The sequence below is a fragment of the Flavobacterium psychrotolerans genome, assembly GCF_003097635.1.
GTDB lineage: Bacteria > Bacteroidota > Bacteroidia > Flavobacteriales > Flavobacteriaceae > Flavobacterium > Flavobacterium psychrotolerans.
This window is the reverse complement of record NZ_QCZI01000009.1, coordinates 87331-107655: the sequence shown is the minus strand read 5'-3', so window position 1 is coordinate 107655 and position 20325 is coordinate 87331. Positions and strand designations below refer to the sequence as shown.

Here is a 20325-nt window from a genome sequence, read left to right as displayed (position 1 = left end):
CAAGATGAAAAAAGGAAGAAATAGATATTTAGTTTTTATTGGCGTTTTTCTAGTTTCCACTCTAGCAAAAGCCCAACAAGATCCACAGGTTACACAATATATGTATAATATGAGTGTGATAAATCCGGCATACGCTACAGATACTGAGGGGGTGGTTAATTTGGGAGGATTGTATAGAACACAATGGGTTGGTGCAGTGGGAGCTCCAAAAACAGGGAGTTTATTTGTTCATTCACCTATCGCGAAGAAAGTAGAAATGGGGTTGTCTTTTGTTAATGATGTTATTGGTGACGTTGTGCATGAGAATAATATCTATGTCGATTTTGCCTATGTGTTGCCAATTTCAGACAAGAATAAATTGTCCTTCGGATTAAAAGGCGGAGTCACTATTTATGATGTGGATTTTGCAGGTTTTAAATACACTGATAATTTGCCCGATAATGCTTTTGATAACGTCAACAAAACGTTACCCAATGTTGGTGCTGGAACATTTTTCTTCAGTGATAACTATTATTTAGGGTTGTCTGTTCCTAACTTGCTGACGACAAAGCATATGGAAAGTAAAAACGGAATTAATTATACTGGAGTTGAAGCCATTCATTACTTTTTTACTGGAGGGTATGTATTCGAATTGAATCCGAATTTGAAATTCAAGCCGGCATTTATGATGAAAGGCGTTTCAGGAGCTCCTTTGTCTTTAGATTTAACCGCAAATTTTTTGATAAATAATCTGGTAGGACTAGGTGCTGGTTATCGTTTAGATGATTCGGTTAGTGGCTTGGTTAATTTTTATGTTACACCTACTTTACGAATTGGATATTCATACGATTATACATTATCTAATCTTGGAAAATACAATTCTGGATCACACGAAATATTTTTATTGTTTGATATAGACACGTCTATTCTATCTTCAAAAGGATATGAAAAATCACCTAGGTTCTTCTAATAACAAAAAGAAAATGAAAAAATACACCTATATCCTTTTTATATTTTGTTTTAGCCTCACTATTTTTGGTCAAAAAGTAAGTGAAAAGAAAGCGAATATTTTATTCGAAAAGAAATCGTATGTGAAAGCTGCGGAAATGTATGAACAAGTCAAAGAAAACCAAAACGTATTGCAAAATCTAGGGGATTGTTACTACAATAATTCTCAAATGAAAGATGCCGTTCGGGTTTATGGGAAGTTATTTTTGACCTTTAAAGAACATATAAATCCCGAATTTTATTTTAAATACGCCCAATCATTATTAGGAATTGCAGACTATCCCAAAGCGGATGTCATCATGAGTGAATATTTAAAATACAATGTGAGCACGACAAATTTTATTGCTAATCTTGCCACAAGTATTCCTTTCAATTACGTAATTCAACCCATGACAAAAAACACGACAAACTGTGATTTTGGGTTGTCATTAAATGGAGGAAAAGTGGCATTCGCGTCATCAAGAAATACAGATTCTAAGTCGAGTACTTGGAATGATATGCCTTATTTGGATCTATTTAGTGCCGAAATAAATGACAAAGGAATGTTGACCAATGTAGCGCCTTTTCCAAAAGAAATCAATACCAAAACCCATGAAAGTTCTGCCACATTTAGTCCCGATGGGCGCTTTATGTACTTTAATAGAACGAATGACAAAAAAGTTAAAATTGGCGAAGTAAAAGTTGCCGGAATTAAAATTTATAAAGCCGAATTCATTGATGGGAAATGGGAGAATATAAAATCGTTGCCATTTTGCAGTGATTTTTACTCTACTGAACATCCTGCATTAAGCAAAGATGGCAAAAAATTATATTTTGCCAGTGACATGCCTGGATCAGTAGGGTCTTTTGATATTTTTGTGGTTGATGTAAATGAAGATGGTACTTTTGGTACGCCACAAAATATGGGTAATGTCATTAACACAATTCATAGAGAACAATTTCCAGTCATTTCTGATGACGGATCAATTCTTTATTTTGCTTCCGATGGCCATCAGGGATTAGGCGGACTGGATATTTTCATGAGTAAATCCAAAGAAGGAGTTTTTGGTAAGCCTTTAAACCTTGGAGAAAATATTAATAGCAACTTAGATGATTTTGCTTACCTGTTTGATGAGAAAAATAATAAAGGTTATTTTTCATCTAATAGAAAAGGATGTGATAATTTGTACAGTTTTACCAGAATTGAAAATGAAAAAAGATTTGTAATTGAAGGTGAAGTAAAAGATAAAAACACTCAATATTTATTGCCAGGAACCTTAGTGTCTTTGTATGACGATAAAGAAGTTTTGCTAACACAAATGCTAGTTGGGGCCGATGCCAAATATACTTTTACTACGGAACCAAATAAAAAATACAGAATTGAAGCAGCTAAGGATTTCTACATTCCACATAGTGAAGAATTCACTACAAATGAAGATGGTAAATTAGAATATACCATTGAATTGTTTATGGAATGTTATGATGATGCCGAAGAAATCGTTTCGAAACGTCAGGATGGAAAAGTACAGATTGTACTTGAAAATATCTATTTCGATTTGAATAAATGGGAAATCAAACCAGAAGCGGCAAAAATCTTAAATGTACTTTTAGACTTGCTAAATAAGTATCCCGAAATGGAAATTGAATTGGGAGCACATACGGATTCCCAAGCTTCTGACACATACAACTTATTACTTTCAAACAAGCGTGCCGCATCCACCTTAGAGTATTTAGTCAAAAACGGAATAAGTCGTAAAAGACTCCGATCAAAAGGATATGGAGAATCAGTTCCATTAATAAATTGTGGTAAATCTAAACCATGCACCGAACAAGAGTATTCCATTAATAGACGTTGCGAGTTTATTATTTTAAGATAATAACGTTGATGAAGAAAAATGCCATTGGAAACAATGGCATTTTTTTGCTCCAGGTTAACATAAAAAGTGTTTTTTACATAACGGTATTGCTTTATTGTTAATTCTTATAGTTCTTTTATTTACATCATATTAAACACCTATTTTTGTTTAAATTTTAACGAATACATGAAATCGCCACCAACATTAATTTTTTGCAAACAAACAGCAATATATACAAGGACGATATCATATATAACAGATAAAAATTAAATTATACCTATATGAAAAAGTTAATTTTGTTTTTTGCACTTACAATGATTCTGAATGTTCAGGCCCAACAACAGCGCCCAAAACTTGTGGTGGGTATCGTGGTCGATCAAATGAAAATGGAATATCTATACCGTTTTTCAGATGATTTTTCTGCCAATGGCTTCAAGAAACTGATGGGAAAGGGATATACCTTTCATAACATGCATTACAATTATGTGCCAACTTATACAGCTCCTGGGCATGCTTCCATTTATACGGGAACTACACCATCTACACACGGAATTGTGGGTAATGATTGGTTTGACAAGACATTGGGTAAAGAAATTTATTGTACCGAAGACGCTTCTGTAAAAACAATTGGGGACGGAACAGATAAAGAAGGACAAATGTCTCCAAAAAATTTGAAAAGTACCACCATTACCGATGAGTTGCGTTTGGCAACTAACTTTAAAGGAAAAGTCATCGGGATAAGTCTTAAAGATCGCGGAGCCATTTTACCTGCGGGACATTTTGCCAATTGGGCTTTCTGGTATAGCAAAACGGGAGCTTTTATATCTAGTACTTTTTATGGCTCGGCATTGCCGGATTGGGTAACACAATTCAATCAAGAAAAAAGATACATACCCTATATTACCAAAGGTTGGGATTTGTTTAAACCTATAGCAACTTACAATGAAAGTCTTACCGATGAAAATCCATATGAAGGGAAATTATATAACAGTACAGCGCCAGTTTTTCCATATAATTTAAAAGAAATGTATGATAAAAATGATGCGGGAGTTTTAAGATCTACACCGTTTGGCAACAATCTTTTGGCTGATTTTGCCATGAAAACCATTGAAAAAGAAGAATTAGGAAAAGATGACAACACAGATTTTCTTACGGTAAGTTTTTCTTCAACCGACTACATAGGGCATCTTCTCGGGCCGCGTTCCATGGAGTTGCAAGACACCTATTTGCGTTTGGATCAGACCATCGCTGATTTTCTGGTTTATTTGGATAAAACGGTTGGGAAAGATAATTATTTACTATTCCTTACGGCAGACCATGCCGGAGCAGAAAATGTAAATTTTCTTAAAGACAATAAATACGATGTAAAAAGTGTTAGCCCTAAAGATTTGGTAACGTCACTAAAAAAGTATTCTGTAGCTACTTTTGGGGATGATTTGATATTGAATTATTCTAGTTTTAATCTCTTTTTCAATAAAGATATTATTAAAAGTAAAGGGTTGGAATTGTCTAAAGTGAAACAAAGTTTTACAACCTTTTTGATGTCACAGGAACACGTGAAAAGGGTCTATAGCGAAGAAGACATTTTAGCGGCATCGGGTAATGATTTTTATCTCAATTGCATTGCAAGAGGATATGCCCAGGGTGGAGATTTGGTACTATTAGACAAACCTGGGTATATTGAATACCAAGGAACGGGTACTTCACATGGTACTCCATATAGCTATGATACCCATGTGCCACTCCTTTTTTATGGATGTAACATCAAAAAAGGTGAAACACACGATAGAAAAGTGATTACGGAAATTGCTCCAACACTTTCGCAACTGCTTAAAATTCCTTTTCCTAACGGAACGGAGTCTAATGTTTTGTTAGAGATTTTAGATAAATAGCCATACTGTTTTATAAAATGCAAAATCCCGATACTGATTCAGTGATCGGGATTTTTTAGTTGGTGTTGTTGTAGTTTAGTTATGCAGTAGCTACTTCTAAGGGTAACATAATCTGATTTTTTAACAAATCCTCAAACGATTCCCGTTCGCGAATTAAGATGCCTTGGCCGTCTTTCCATAAAACTTCAGCGGGTTTGTATCTGGAGTTGTAGTTAGAGGACATCGAGAAGCAATAGGCGCCGGCATTTCTGAAGCATAAAATATCACCTTCATTAATTTCGGCAATTCTACGGTTGTTCGCAAAAGTATCCGTTTCACAAATGTAGCCCACCACGGTATAGAAACGTTCTTTACCTTTTGGATTAGAGATGTTTTCAATGTGATGTTGCGAACCGTATAACATTGGGCGAATCAAATGGTTGAAACCACTATCAATTCCGGCAAAAACCGTAGAAGTAGTTTGTTTTACTACATTTACTTTTGCCAAAAAGAAACCAGCTTCGCTTACCAAGAATTTACCGGGTTCGAATGCCAAAGTCAGTTCACGACCGTATTCTTTTTCGAAAGCCAAAAAGCGTTTCGACAATTTTTTCCCTAATTCTTCAATGTCCGTTTCAATATCGCCTTTGTTGTAAGGGACTTTGAATCCGCTTCCGAAATCCAGAAAATCTAGTGTTTTAAAATTTTTTGCGGCATCAAAAAGAATTTCTGCAGCATAAAGGAACACCTCAATGTCTAAAATATCTGACCCCGTGTGCATGTGAATCCCGTTAATGTGCATTCTGGTATTTTCTACAATGCGAAGTATGTGCGGCATTTGGTGTATGGAAATTCCGAATTTACTGTCGATGTGCCCCACCGAAATATTCGAATTTCCACCCGCCATTACGTGCGGATTGATGCGGATGCAAACCGGAACGCTAGGATGTTTGGTCCCAAAATGTTCCAATACGGAAAGATTGTCAATATTAATTTGTACGCCCATTTGTGCCACAGCTTCTATTTCTTCAAAAGAAACACCGTTTGGGGTATAAATAATTTGTTCTGGTTGAAAACCGGCGTGCAAACCAAGTTGCACTTCCTGAATGGAAACCGTGTCCAGATTAGACCCAATTTGTCTGAGCAATTGCAAAATAGCCAAATTAGACAAGGCTTTTGTGGCATAATTAATGCGCAAACGCTCCACTTTAGAGAAAGCGGCCGTTAAACGATGGTATTGTGATTTTATTTTTGCGGCATCATACACATATAATGGACTACCGAATTGTTCTGCTAATTGTACTAAATCTTTTGGTTGCATTTCGCTAATTTTTTACAAATTTATTATACTAAAGTGAGACATCAAAGTAAATATCTTAAAATAACAAAATATAACAATGTGTTATATATATAACAATAGGTTTTTTAGGCTTTAGTAAATTTTTAATGGTATAAGTATGGTCGCACTTATTTTTTTGGATTAAAAAATCTAATGTTGGCAGGTATGGAAATCGTTTTGCTTGATGATTTATAAAACCTATATTCAGTTTGCCAAAATCAATAAAATATCAGTTTGTCTTTTTATCCCTTATTTGCTTTGGGTAGGTTTTGCAACTGTATTGAATGTTAGCATTTGGTGGTTGAATAAATAGTTTTAACCCGAATTAATCGTTAGAATTTATGGCATAACGAACTAATGATTCTATGAGGTTAACCTCGATAAAGCAAATATCTAATGCTGATTTGGGTTTAACAATCAGCTCTGATTAAAGTGTGTTTTCAAACAAGTACTAAAAACAAGAGAGGCTGTCTTTTCGGACAACCTCTCTCTTGGAATAATTTTGTTGTAGTGTTTATTGTGACACTATGAAACGTTTTGTTTCTTTTCCTTTACTTGATGTCAAAGATAAAATATAAGTACCGGGGCTTAGATTAAGATTTGAAACATTCAATTCTTTATTAAATCCGTTTACGGAATTCTCTTTTTTAGAATAAAGAGTTGTTCCTCTTATATCAAAAATACTCAATTCAATTTGCTCTGAACCTACAAACGGATAATTTACATTTAAGAAGTTGTTGGTTGGGTTTGGATAAAGAGTTAATGAGTCGTTATTAATCTCTTCCATATTTTTAGCAGTAGCTAATGTTGCTGCGTATGGAGCTGTGTTTGATATGTTTTTTACGGTTCCGTCTGAATTAAATTCTATCCATGTATCTGCATTTATTCCTGTAAAATCTTTCGTTTGAGCAGTCCCAAAAATAAATAAACAACCTAATGCTCTACTGTTGTTTGGAACCGTGTATTTATACCAATTTTGATTTCCTACAGGGGTTACAACTGGTAAGTTACTGGGCCAGTTTGCCGTGTTTGTAATTGCTACATTTGTACTGGTTTGTTTTGACCAAACGTGAATCTTTGGTTCTTGTCCGAATGGAATAGCACCTTTTTTAACGTAAATAGTTATTGGGGCTATGGTCTCGAATTCTATGGTTTTAGTAGCTTGTTCGGAAAAAATAGAATATCTGTAACCATTGTCTTCTAACACTACTTTAGCATTAATTACTGTATTTGTAGTTATTAGCAAAGGCAAAGTATAAGTTGTAGAATTCGTATAATAAACATCTGTTCCGTCCGTATTGTATTTGATGCTTTTGGGATTGTCAGGTGTTTGGTTTTCAACTGTTAATGTAACCGTTACCGTTTGGCCTGTTGTGTATTTTCCGGCTGAATTTGGTGTAGGGCTAGTGGTTATCTTAACTCTTGGAGTTGCCACAGTTTCAAAAACGAATGACTCGTCTACTTCATTGGTATATTCTATAGTACCAGTTGTAGGATTGGTTATAGAAGAAATGGCTCTTAAACGGGTGTCTTTGATTACCGAAAAATCAATAGAACTATTGAAGCTCACTTTTGTTGTGCTTGTTTTTGGATCAGAACCGTCAAGGGTGTAAAAATCCAGGTACGGACATACCGCACAACCAATTGTCCTGTTAACACCTGCAGTTACGGTTATTCCGGATGTGTATTTACCGTTTGCGTTAGGTTGTTTGTTTTTGTAAAAAGCAAGTCCGCTTGGTTCTGGATTAGTGTCTGTAACAGATTTTAAGTTACCGCTGGCATCCAAAAGAATCCATTTTGTAGAAGAGTAGTATTTGAAATCCTGCGTTTGTTTGTCAGTATATTTAAACAACACTCCTAATGATTTTTTTGATGTGGTGTAGGTGTACCAAGTGCTTTGTGCAACCATGTATGGAAGGTTGTTGGGCCAATTGGCAGTATTAGTTATTGCGACATCTGTTCCGGTTTCTTTAGACCAAGCATGAATTCTTGGGTTTTCTGTACTGGACAGTCTTTTTACGAAAATCGTAAATTCAGTTTGTACCGGATTAAAGGTATAAGTAACTGATTTAATAACTGAAGATTTCGCATCCTGTATAGCTACAAACTTAAAAGTAGTTGTTTTGATAGTGGTGATTGGGCCTGTATATAGAGTTGAACTCGATGTAGGATCTGCAGGTACGCCACCTTCACTTTTCGTATAGTATATTTTTGGTGTTCCTGTGCCGCCAACCATTGCAGAAGTAACGTCCACATTTATCGATTGGCCTTCGTTGTAAACTAACAATTCTGGAGAAATGAAAGATATAATAGGATAAGCACTTGATGTTCTTGGATCTGTGTTGTATATCTGTTTTTGATTTCCACTAGCATCCAATAAAATCCAAACATCTTTGCTGTAATATTTAAAATCTTGAGTTTGTTTGTCAGTATATTTAAATAATGTTCCTAATGATTTAGCCGTGTAGTTAGTTGATTTGTACCAACCGTCAGTATCAGCTGTCATAGATGGAGAATTTGCCCATGGAGTTAAGGAAACATCTGTCCCTGTATCGTTTGTCCAAGAATGAATCTTAGGTACTTGTGTGCTTCCTTCTCTTTTTACATATACATTATAGGAGTTTGAAACTGCTGGGCGTAAATTAAAGTAACAGGCCTGGGAACTTACAAATCCATTTGGATTGTCTAAGTTAAAATAACCGTTTGCACCGCCACCCCATCCAAAATTCATGTGAAATAATCCGTTCTGATCGTATCCGTCGCAAACCCATTCGTGACCTGCTCCACCTACATAAAACCCAGTGTATAGAACAGGATATCCCTTATCTAAATCATTTTTCATTAGTGCACTCCACTCTGCATTTGGGGTTTGGTTTCTATTTAAAAAATTGGTGTCTGGGGCATAATTAAAGTAAGCAACTAATGCATTGTTTGTGGTTGGCCAAGCTCCTGAAGCGCTAGGACTGTATCCCATGTTTACACCCACACCCACATGGTACATTAGTGTAGCAACTGCATTAATTTGTGTAGGAGTGCTAGTGCTGTTCAACTCATTTGGCATATCTGACCATTTGTATGTCGTCGCACCAAAATCAGCACATAAATTACCGTAACTTCCTCTTCCATATCCATTTTCAGTATAACAGTGGGATCCTGTGCCGGTTGTTGGATAGTTCCAAAACTTCATAACTTGTGCAATGGCAGTGGCAACGCAACCTGTTATGGCTTGGCCGCCTGCGTCACTTGGACACAAAGCGTTGTAATAAGGTGATTGGTTCCAGTTAGTCTTAATTAATGGTGCAACTGCTGTGCTGTAAACAAGGGTTACTGCACTTTTACCTGTCAATGATGACCATTTGTTATTAATGGTTCTGTCTGTTTTTTTGGAATGCGATTTTACGTATTCAATTTTTTTCTGAAAATCCTCCAATAAATAGGCGAACTCAGGAGAAATGGCTTTCTTAGCGTTGCTTAGGTGTCCTTTATCTGAATATCCCAGAATTGGATTGATGCCATACTCGTTTGATACAATTACATACCCATCATTTTCGTTTACGTCGTAAACAAAATAGGTGTCGTTGTTTTCCTTCAATTCTTTAGTGATGTTTTTAAAAACAAAACTTTTTCCCTTTGCTACTTCCTTTTTAATCTCAGGATTGACATTCATTTCGTAAAAATTCTTAGCTACTTTTAGGGCTACTTCCTCCGAAACAGTTTGAGCATGCAGATGGAATAAAGAACCGAAGACCAATACAATAAGTGCTACAAAATTCTTAATTCTGCTCCGTGCGGAACAATTTAATTTAATGAGTTTTTTCATCATAATTTTTTTTGCAAAAATAACTGATTGCTTTAATATTTTAGTGTAGTTTCTTGATTTTTAGCAATATTTTACTGTACTCACTAAAAATTAATTAAATCCATTTATTTTGAAATAAAACACCTCCTAATAGTACTCACATTTGTATTTTTTTTTAAAAAAAAAGCAATTTCCATAAAACAAAAATTAACTTTTTCCGATTAATACCTCGTGGGCTCTACCCAGAGGTAGTTTTCTATTACCAATAAAACAAAAAAAGCCCTTAAAAATCAATTTAAGGGCTTTGAAATATTTATAATGACACTACAAACTGGGCAAATCGCCTCTCCCTTTAGTAGGTAAATTAGTAGTTCCCATCAAATACAAATCGACTTCTCTGGCAGCTTCTCGGCCTTCAGAAATAGCCCAAACAATTAGGGATTGTCCTCTTCGCATATCACCAGCGGTAAAAATGTGAGGAACGTTCGTTTTGTAATTCGTTGCTTTATAGTTGTTGCGCATGTCAATTTCTAGTCCCAATTGGGTGCTTAACGTTTTTTCAGGACCTGTAAATCCAAGTGCCAATAATGCCAAATCGCAAGGCCATATTTTTTCGGAGCCCGCTTTTTCTATGAGTTCCGGTCTTTGTCCCGGAGTCAGTTTCCATTGCACTTCCACGGTTTTCAAACCGGTAAGTTCTCCTTTATCGTTGGCAATAAATTCTTTGGTGTTAATTAACCAGTTTCTGTCGCAACCTTCTTCATGTGAGGAAGAGGTTTTTAACTGCAAAGGCCAGTAGGGCCAAGGAGTTGATTCGCTTCTTCCAACGGGTGGTTTTGGCATGATCTCAAAATTGGTCACGGATTTCGCACCGTGTCTGTTGGAGGTTCCCACACAGTCGGAACCAGTATCTCCACCACCAATTACGATGACGTCTTTGCCGGTTGCTTTTATTTGGTCAGGGATAGCCTCACCATATAACGATTTGGTTTGTTGTGTTAAGAATGTCATGGCCTGAACCACGCCTTTGCTTTCAATTCCTTTGGTGGGCAAGCTTCGACTTTCGGTTGCTCCACCACACAATACGATAGAATCAAAAGTGTTCAATTCTTCCACACTATAATTTATGCCTACGTTTACGTTGGTTTTAAAAACAATACCTTCAGCTTCCAAAATTTTTACACGTCGGTCAATGATTCCTTTTTCTAATTTGAAATTCGGAATTCCATAACGCAACAATCCGCCTATGGCATTGTCTCTTTCGAAAACGGTAACGGTATGACCCGCACGGTTTAATTGTTGTGCTGCCGCCAATCCCGCAGGACCAGAACCTACTACAGCTACCGTTTTTCCTGTTCGGATTTCTGGTGGTTGTGGTTTAATCCAGCCTTCGGCAAATCCTCTTTCTATGATGCTTTTTTCAATGTTTTCTATAGCGACCGGTTCTGCGATAATACCCAAAACACATGATTTTTCGCATGGAGCAGGGCATAAACGACCCGTGAATTCAGGGAAGTTATTGGTAGATTGCAAAATCTCCAAAGCACTTTGCCACTCTTCCTGATGCACCATGTCATTAAAATCAGGTATTAAATTCCCTAACGGACAGGAGCTGTGGCAAAAAGGAATCCCACAATCCATACATCTCGACCCTTGTTCCTTAATTTTATCTTTGGATAACGGAACCGTAAATTCATTATAATTCGATACTCGTTCTAGAACAGTTATATTACTTTCGTCGGTTCTATTAAATTCTTTAAATCCACCTATTTTACCCATGACTATTGTGCTATTAGTTCTTCTATTTGCTTCTCTTCCGCTAATCGTTTTAATGCTTTTTTATAATCGGTAGGCATTACTTTTACAAAATGGTTATATTGGTTTTCCCAATCTCCCAAAATTCGTTTTGCCAATGGACTATTGGTGTACATTGAATGATTTTTGATCAAATGTTTCAGTTTGGTTACATCTTCTTTTTCTAAAGGATCAAAAGCAACCATTTCCATGTTGCATAAAGTAGCATCGAATTTTTTATTTGGATCAAAAACATATGCCACACCACCACTCATACCGGCAGCAAAATTCCTTCCAGTTTTACCTAAAATGATAACTGTTCCCCCAGTCATGTATTCACAACCGTGATCTCCAATTCCTTCAACAACCGCAGTCGCTCCAGAATTTCTAACGCAAAAACGTTCTCCTGCCATACCGTTGATATAGGCTTCACCGGTAATGGCGCCATAAAGGGCAACGTTACCAATAATGATATTCTCTTCTGGTATAAATGTGGCAGTAGGAGGTACCTTGATGATTAATTTTCCTCCGGAAAGGCCTTTTCCTAAGTAATCATTACAGTTTCCGTGAATTTTGAATGACAATCCATTGGTAGCAAATGCGCCAAAACTTTGTCCGGCAGAGCCTTCAAAATCAACTAATATGGTGTCCTCCGGCAATCCTTGAGCACCATATATTTTTGAGATTTCATTACTTAAAATAGCACCCACAGAACGATCCGTGTTTTTTATTTGGAAATTTACTCTCGTTTTTTCTTTTCTATAAATAGAAGGAATTGCCGCTTTGATGATATCAAAATCAAGAACATGCTCCAATGCGTGGTCTTGCGTAGTGGTGTTATGATTTGGTACTTCTTTCGCTTTTTCAGGTTTGAATAGGATAGTGGATAAATCCAATCCGCTCGCTTTATAATGTTTGATGGCTTTATTGACATTCAATTTTTGGGATTGTCCCACCATTTCTTTAAGCGTTCTAAATCCTAGTTGCGCCATGATTTGTCTCAACTCTTCCGCAATAAAATACATGAAGTTGATAATGTGCTCTGGCGTTCCCTTGAAATTTTTTCTCAATTCGGGATCTTGGGTGGCGATTCCCACTGGACAGGTGTTCAGGTGGCAAGCTCTCATCATGATACAACCTGAGGCTACTAACGGTGCGGTTGCAAAACCAAACTCCTCTGCTCCAAGTAAAGCGGCAATTGCTACATCACGACCTGTTTTTAATTGTCCGTCACATTCTAGAACGACACGACTTCTTAAATCATTTAAGATTAAGGTTTGTTGCGCTTCGGCAAGTCCAAGTTCCCAAGGAATTCCCGTATGTTGTAGTGAAGTTAATGGTGCGGCACCCGTTCCTCCATCATATCCTGAAATCAAGATTACATCGGCTTTTGCTTTAGCAACACCGGCTGCAATGGTTCCAACACCTACTTCAGAAACTAATTTTACATTGATACGAGCTTCACGGTTGGCATTTTTTAAATCAAAGATTAATTGTGACAAATCCTCAATTGAGTAAATATCATGGTGCGGAGGAGGAGAAATCAATCCTACATAAGGGGTTGAATTTCTTGTTTCTGCAATCCAAGGCACTACTTTTTCACCAGGTAATTGTCCGCCTTCTCCAGGTTTTGCACCTTGAGCCATTTTAATTTGAATTTCTTTGGCATTGGTCAAATAATTGATGGAAACACCAAATCGTCCAGAGGCTACTTGTTTGATGGCGCTGTTTCTTGAATCTCCATTCAATTCTTTTTGGAAACGTTTAGGGTCTTCTCCACCTTCTCCAGAGTTGCTTTTTCCACCAATTCGGTTCATGGCAATAGCTAAGTTTTCATGGGCTTCTGAGCTGATGGAACCATAGGACATGGCACCCGTTTTGAATCTTTTTACAATTTCTGTCCAAGGTTCCACTTCATCAATGGAAATTGGATCGAGGTTGTTGAATTCAAATAGACCTCTAATTGTCATCAAATTTTCACTTTGATTGTTGACCATATCGGAGTATTCTTTATAACTTTCCGGACTGTTTAATCGAACGGCTTGTTGCAATTTTGCAATGGTAGTTGGATTAAACATGTGTTTTTCCCCGTTACGTCTCCATCGGTAAATCCCTCCGATTTCCAAAGGCAATAGGCTCGCTATTTTTGAATTTGGAAATGCAGTCTGGTATCTTTTCTTTACTTCGTTTTCGAGCTCCATCAAACCAATTCCTTCAATACGGGAAGGTGTGAAAGGGAAATATTTAGAAGTGAATTTTTTGTTTAATCCTAAAATTTCAAAAATTTGGGCAGCTCTATAGGAATGCAAGGTAGAGATCCCAATTTTGTTCATGATTTTAAGAATCCCTTTGGCAATTGCCTTGTTGTAATTCTTGATAGCATATTCTGCATTCACATTTGCAATAAATCCTTGATTTACTTGATCGTAAATGATTTCATTGACCATATAAGGATTTATGGCACTTGCACCATATCCAAATAATAACGCAAAATGATGTGGTTCACGAGGTTCCGCGGATTCGATTATGATTCCAAATTTGGAACGCACTTTTAGAATATTTAATGTATGGTGAATGTAAGAACAAGCCAGTAGCATTTGTATTGGAGCCATTTTTTCGTCAACTCCTCTATCGGAAAGGATTACAATATTGCAGCCTTCTGAAACTGCTTTGAAAGTTGCTTGAACGCATTTTTCCAATGCTGTTTCCAAACCATTTACCCCTTTTTCTATTTCATATAAGGTAGAAATGGTTACGGATTTGAAATCAATGTGATTAATATTTCTTATTTTGTCCAAATCCTCATTTGAAATAACGGGATTTTGAATTTTTATTTTTTTACAATGTTTCGGTTCAATGTCAAAGATGTTATAATCACCTCCAATAGCCAAACTGGTATCAGTAATGATTTCTTCACGAATACCATCCAATGGAGGGTTGGTAACTTGAGCGAATAACTGTTTGAAATAGTTGTATAAAAGCTGTGGTTGATCTGATAAAACCGCTAACGGGGTATCGTTACCCATAGAGCTCAAGGCTTCATTGCCCTGTGATCCCATTGGGTTGATAATGGTTTTTAAGTCTTCGATCGTATAACCAAACAAGCGTTGTCTGGTTTCAAAATCAATTTTTTCTACAGGTATGGCATTATCGGTATATGGAATTTTAGCCAATTGCAATAAATTCTCATCCAACCATTGTTTGTAAGGTCTTTTGGTTACAACGGAATTTTTAATCTCATCATCTTCAATGATACGGCCTTCATTCATGTCTACCAAGAACATTTTCCCGGGTTCTAATCGACCATGTTGTACTACATCTTCTGGTTTAATGTCTAAAACCCCAATTTCTGAGGACATAATTACGAATCCGCTTTTTGTCAAGGTATAGCGTGATGGACGCAATCCATTTCTGTCTAATAAAGCACCAATTACATTTCCGTCGGTAAACGGAATGGAAGCTGGGCCATCCCAAGGTTCCATAATGCAGGAATTGTATTCGTAAAATGCTTTTTTATCTTCTGACATGGTTTGGTGTTTCTCCCAAGCTTCCGGAACCACCATCATCATGGCTTCTGGTAGGGAACGGCCTGTCATTAATAACAATTCAACAACCATATCCATAGAAGCTGAATCGGATTTTCCGTCTAATATGATAGGAAACATTTTTTTGATGTCTTCACCAAAAACATCACTTTTCATCAATTCTTCACGAGCCCTCATTCTGCTGATGTTACCGCGAAGGGTATTGATTTCACCATTATGGCACATGTATCTAAACGGTTGTGCCAATTCCCAGGAAGGGAAAGTGTTGGTAGAAAATCGTTGGTGAACCAATGCCAATCGAGTCACTAAGTCATCATCCAACAAATCGGTATAATATCGGCTAATGTCTTCCGGCATCAGCAAACCTTTATATATTATGGTAGTTGTAGAAAAACTTGAAAAATAGAATCTATGGCTTTCTGAAATTCTTGAGTTTATGATGGTATGTTCTGCAATTTTTCTTGCAGCAAACATTTTGGCGTTGAATTGTTGTTCGGTAAGGTCTAATCCATTTTTGCCAACAAATACCTGTTTTACAGCAGGCTCTTTTTCGGCGGCAATTTGGCCTAAATTGGAGACATCTACGGGAACATCTCTCCAGCCTAAAATAGACAAATTCTGATCTTTTATAGCGGCCTCAAAAGTGGTTTTGCAAAAAGTGGTTTGATTTTCGCTTTTAGGCAAAAAAACCATTCCTACACCATATTCTCTTGGTTCAGGTATTTCAAAATCACATACTTTTTTAAAAAAATCATGGGGAATATCAAAAAGGATTCCTGCTCCATCTCCTGTTCTCCCATCAGAACTCACGGCACCACGATGCTCTAGTTTTATTAAGATATCGAGAGCTTTATGGATAATGTCGTTAGACTTAATTCCATTCAAATTACAAATAAATCCTGCACCACAGTTGTCGTGTTCAAATTCCGGCAAATAAAGGCCTTGTTCTTTTATTTTCATTCTTGATAATTTTTTACAAAATTAAAGATTTCATAACATATAATGAATTGAAAAGCCTTAAAGGCTGAATTTTTACAGTAATAATAAAAAAAGGTTTAATAATTGACGATAATGTTGTTTAAATGTATCCTAATTGATGAATTGATAATAATAAACTAAAAAAAGATGGTGTGAGTTTCTGATTTTGTATCAAATGGTATATTATGGAATTCAGTTTGAAAATTATAACAAATTTGGGATTAATTTTTATATAATTTAATTTTCAATGTTTTAAAAGAAACAAATTTAATTCCATTTAAAACAAAAAAAAATTACAGTTATGTTTAATTTTGCTATTTTTGTGCCACTGTAATCCTGAAATAGATTCGGGATCTTGTCAAAAACTTCAATATGGATATACACGAATACCAAGGAAAAGAAATATTAGCCAGTTATGGTGTTAAAATTCAACGTGGTTATGTTGCAAACAACCCACTAGAAGCGATTGCTGTCGCAAAACAATTAACTGCCGAAACGGGAACCGGTTGGTATGTTATAAAAGCGCAGGTTCATGCAGGTGGTCGTGGAAAAGGTGGAGGAGTGAAGTTGGCTAAAAATTTACAGCAAGTTGAGGAATTGGCGGAACAAATTATCGGAATGCAATTGATTACACCTCAAACTTCTGCTGAAGGGAAGAAAGTGCACAAAGTTTTAGTTGCTGAAGACGTGTACTATCCTGGTGAAAGTGACACTTCCGAATTTTACATGTCTGTTGTTTTAAATAGAGGGAAAGGGCGCAATATGATTATGTATTCAACCGAAGGTGGTATGGATATTGAAGAAGTTGCTGAACATACCCCACATCTAATTTTTACAGAAGAAATTGATCCGACTACAGGTTTATTAGGTTTTCAAGCTAGAAGGATTGCGTTTAATTTAGGCCTTTCTGGAAATGCGTTTAAAGAAATGACACAGTTTGTGACTTCATTATACAATGCCTACATTGGTTGTGATGCTTCCATGTTTGAAATCAATCCAGTTTTAAAAACATCTGACAATAAAATTATTGCGGTGGATGCTAAAGTAAATATAGATGATAATGCTTTATTCAGACAAAAAAAATATGCTGATATGCGTGATGTTCGTGAGGAAAACCCAATCGAAGTGGAAGCGAAAGAAGCAGGCTTAAACTATGTGGATCTTGATGGAACCGTAGGCTGCATGGTTAATGGTGCGGGATTAGCTATGGCAACAATGGATTTAATAAAATATGCAGGTTTTGAACCTGCAAATTTCTTAGACGTTGGAGGAACAGCTGACGCAAAACGTGTGGAATTAGCTTTTAGAATCATCTTGAAAGATCCAAACGTTAAAGCAATCTTGATTAATATTTTCGGAGGTATTGTTCGTTGTGATCGTGTAGCCCAAGGTGTTGTTGATGCTTACAAAAACATGGGGGATGCTATTAAAGTACCTATTATCGTTCGTCTTCAAGGGACAAATGCTGAAATAGCGAAAGAATTAATTGATAATTCGGGCATGCCAATTTTATCTGCTGTTGAATTTCAAGAAGCGGCAGATCAGGTTAAGGCTGCATTGAATAAATAATAGTTGGGAAGCATTGCAAAGCGTCTCTATACTATACATAAAATCCTGAACTCTCGTTCAGGATTTTATATTTATATAAATATAAATTATTTTTTTACGACAGTAAACGTTTCAACGGTTACTTTATCTAATTTTGGATTATACGTTTCCAAAATCAAATTTCCATTGGTGTCAAAATAGCCTATCGCGGTTTTCCCTTTTGCTCTATAAATATAGCTATTGGTCGAGGTTTTTCTTAGTAATCCAGTATGTCTATTGTCACTGGAAATTACTTTATATCCGTAGGTATCTAAATCTACTTTGTATGTTTTATTATTCGACATATAATAAGACGATCTGTCAATATCAACTGTCCGCGTGCTTCCGTCTGGATTTGTTATTTTTGTTACTGAGGTTACTTGAATAGGAGTTTCCTTCATTTCCTTATTCAGAGTATTAGACTCAGCATCTTTTAATTCTATATTTTGGACTTCACGAACTTCTTCGCTTTTAACTGATTTTTTTTCACCGTCTGAATCTTTAGTAGTAGTAATCGTGGTTTTTACTTCTGATTTCACATTTTGATTTTGAGCTTGAATATTTAAAGAAAATATAAAAGCCGACATTCCTAAGATAATAGTTTTCATAACATTTTGATTTAGAATTTAATACATTACAAATTTAGATAATTAAGTTTCGGGAAGTTTATGTAATTATTAAAAACACTTACATAATTCACATGCGAAAACTTAATAATATATTTAATGATATAGAAACCTTATATTTGCACACTTTTAAAATAAAATACTAACCGTTAACTAAAATGTTAATCGTCAACTTATAAAAAATGAAAGCAGGAATTGTAGGATTGCCAAATGTAGGAAAATCGACGTTGTTTAATTGTTTGTCTAATGCAAAAGCGCAAAGTGCCAACTTTCCTTTTTGTACCATTGAGCCTAACATAGGAGTTGTGAATGTTCCAGATTCGAGAATGGCAAAATTGGAGGAATTAGTAAAACCAGAACGTGTTCAAATGGCAACTGTGGATATTGTAGATATTGCAGGTTTGGTAAAAGGAGCCAGTAAAGGCGAGGGTTTAGGAAATCAATTTCTTGGAAACATCAGGGAATGTAATGCTATAATTCACGTTTTGCGTTGTTTTGATAATGATAATATTGTTCACGTTGACGGGAATGTAAATCCAATTCGTGATAAAGAAACCATTGATATCGAATTGCAGTTGAAAGATTTGGAGAACGTGGAAAAACGGTTAGAAAAAGTAAATCGTGCTGCCAAAACTGGAAATAAAGAAGCGCAGGCTGAAAAAGCCCTTTTGGATAGAATTAGAGAAACGTTACTTCAGGCAAAATCAGCTCGAACAATAATTCCCCAAAACAATGATGAAGTAGTTTTGATGGAAAGTTTTCAATTGATTACAGCAAAACCAGTTTTGTATGTTTGCAATGTCGATGAAAATTCAGCGGTTACCGGAAATAAATACGTAGATCAGGTTCGGGAATTGGTTAAAGATGAAGATGCTGAAGTTATAATACTTTCAGTTGGTGCAGAGGCTGATATTACAGAATTAGAAAGTTATGAAGAACGTCAGGTTTTCTTGGAAGATATGGGTTTAAGTGAGCCAGGCGCATCAGTTTTGATACGTGCAGCCTATAAATTATTGAAACAACAAACCTATTTTACAGCAGGTGTTAAAGAAGTTCGTGCTTGGACTATCAATATTGGAGCAACAGCACCACAAGCGGCAGGTGTAATTCATACTGATTTCGAAAAAGGATTCATCCGTGCCGAAGTAATTGCTTACGAAGATTATGTTCATTATGGTTCAGAAGCCAAATGTAAAGAAGCTGGAAAATTCAAGGTAGAAGGAAAAGAATACATAGTAAAAGATGGAGACGTAATGCACTTTAGATTTAATGTGTAATTAGGATTAATATTTAGGAATCAAGTTAAGATAGAACCTGTAAAGTAATTTTACAGGTTTTTTTATGTTTTATAATTTATGTTCGAATTTTCATTACTTTTAAAAAAAGAAATTATTATGAAAATCATAGCCTTTGGCGGAAGTCCCAGTAAAAACTCCATCAATAAAAAATTAGCAACGTATGCCGCAAATCTTTTTGAAAATGCCGAAGTAGAGGTTTTGGATTTGAATGATTTTCAAATGCCTTTATTTAGTGTAGATATAGAAAAAAAAATCGGACAACATGAATTGGCAAAAGTTTTTTTGGCTAAAATTGCCAGTGCCGATGTTTTGGTTATTTCATTGGCGGAAAATAATGGCAACTATTCGGCTGCTTTCAAGAATATATTTGATTGGTGTTCCAGAATCACGGGTAAAATATTTCAACAAAAACCCATGTTACTCATGGCAACTTCACCCGGAGCCAAGGGTGGAGCAAGCGTTTTAGGAATAGCCAAAAATGCCTTTCCTTTTTATGGCGGAAATGTAATAGCTACTTTTTCATTACCTAGTTTTGATAATAATTTTGATATTGAAAAAGGAAGAATTTCAAATCCAGAATTGGATAAGCAACTCAGGGAAATCGTTGCAAATTTCGGAATCTAAAATCCTAAATTTGCAGTCAGAAATCTAAAATTCGTTGTCAAT

At 36.0% G+C, this 20325-nt stretch carries 12 protein-coding genes; 7 read left to right on the top strand and 5 right to left on the bottom strand.

From position 1 onward, the window contains the following. The first annotated feature begins 4 nt into the window (after positions 1–4). The 3 genes from DB895_RS08600 (at position 5) to pafA (ending at position 4714) form a co-directional block, all read left to right on the top strand. On the top strand, positions 5–949 hold the full coding sequence (locus DB895_RS08600; RefSeq protein ID WP_116724951.1) for a PorP/SprF family type IX secretion system membrane protein: 945 nt from the start codon (positions 5–7) through the stop codon (positions 947–949). Continuing rightward, positions 924–2843 carry an OmpA family protein gene (locus tag DB895_RS08595; protein ID WP_243694648.1) on the top strand — a complete coding sequence of 640 codons (1920 nt, stop codon included), beginning with the start codon at positions 924–926 and terminating at the stop codon, positions 2841–2843. The genes DB895_RS08600 and DB895_RS08595 overlap by 26 nt, the downstream gene beginning before the upstream one ends. A gap of 260 nt (positions 2844–3103) precedes the next feature. Then, positions 3104–4714, top strand: a complete 1611-nt coding sequence (gene pafA / locus DB895_RS08590) for an alkaline phosphatase PafA (RefSeq protein ID WP_116724950.1) — start codon at positions 3104–3106, stop codon at positions 4712–4714. Between the two features lie 79 nt (positions 4715–4793). Here pafA and lysA read toward each other — a convergent pair whose 3' ends face one another. After that, the gene (gene lysA / locus DB895_RS08585; protein WP_116724949.1) at positions 4794–6014 is read right to left on the bottom strand and encodes a diaminopimelate decarboxylase; all 1221 of its coding nucleotides are present in this window, start codon (positions 6012–6014) and stop codon (positions 4794–4796) included. Between the two features lie 202 nt (positions 6015–6216). Between lysA and DB895_RS08580 the strand changes: the two genes are divergently transcribed. Beyond that, positions 6217–6345 (top strand): tryptophan-rich sensory protein, encoded by a 129-nt coding sequence (locus DB895_RS08580; RefSeq protein WP_317046145.1) that lies wholly within the window; start codon positions 6217–6219, stop codon positions 6343–6345. Between the two features lie 201 nt (positions 6346–6546). Here DB895_RS08580 and DB895_RS08575 read toward each other — a convergent pair whose 3' ends face one another. The 3 genes from DB895_RS08575 to gltB all read right to left on the bottom strand — a co-directional run bounded on the left by DB895_RS08575 (position 6547) and on the right by gltB (position 16130). Next, positions 6547–9852 (bottom strand): C10 family peptidase, encoded by a 3306-nt coding sequence (locus DB895_RS08575; RefSeq protein ID WP_166426954.1) that lies wholly within the window; start codon positions 9850–9852, stop codon positions 6547–6549. Positions 9853–10155: 303 nt separating this feature from the next. Then, positions 10156–11610 carry a glutamate synthase subunit beta gene (locus DB895_RS08570; protein WP_116724947.1) on the bottom strand — a complete coding sequence of 485 codons (1455 nt, stop codon included), beginning with the start codon at positions 11608–11610 and terminating at the stop codon, positions 10156–10158. A gap of 2 nt (positions 11611–11612) precedes the next feature. Further along, the gene (gene gltB, locus DB895_RS08565) at positions 11613–16130 is read right to left on the bottom strand and encodes a glutamate synthase large subunit (protein ID WP_116724946.1); all 4518 of its coding nucleotides are present in this window, start codon (positions 16128–16130) and stop codon (positions 11613–11615) included. Positions 16131–16520: 390 nt separating this feature from the next. Between gltB and sucC the strand changes: the two genes are divergently transcribed. Further along, complete coding sequence (gene sucC, locus DB895_RS08560; protein ID WP_116724945.1) at positions 16521–17717, top strand: ADP-forming succinate--CoA ligase subunit beta; 1197 nt, start codon at positions 16521–16523, stop codon at positions 17715–17717. An 86-nt stretch (positions 17718–17803) separates the two neighbouring features. Here the strand turns inward: sucC and DB895_RS08555 are convergent, their stop codons facing one another. Next, on the bottom strand, positions 17804–18343 hold the full coding sequence (locus DB895_RS08555) for a hypothetical protein (protein ID WP_116724944.1): 540 nt from the start codon (positions 18341–18343) through the stop codon (positions 17804–17806). A gap of 200 nt (positions 18344–18543) precedes the next feature. On the opposite strand from DB895_RS08555, the gene ychF reads away from it, so the two are divergent. Together ychF and DB895_RS08545 are read left to right on the top strand one after the other, a co-directional pair. Then, positions 18544–19638, top strand: a complete 1095-nt coding sequence (ychF, locus tag DB895_RS08550) for a redox-regulated ATPase YchF (protein ID WP_116724943.1) — start codon at positions 18544–18546, stop codon at positions 19636–19638. Between the two features lie 117 nt (positions 19639–19755). Next, positions 19756–20283 (top strand): NADPH-dependent FMN reductase, encoded by a 528-nt coding sequence (locus DB895_RS08545; protein ID WP_116724982.1) that lies wholly within the window; start codon positions 19756–19758, stop codon positions 20281–20283. The last annotated feature ends 42 nt before the right edge of the window (positions 20284–20325 follow it).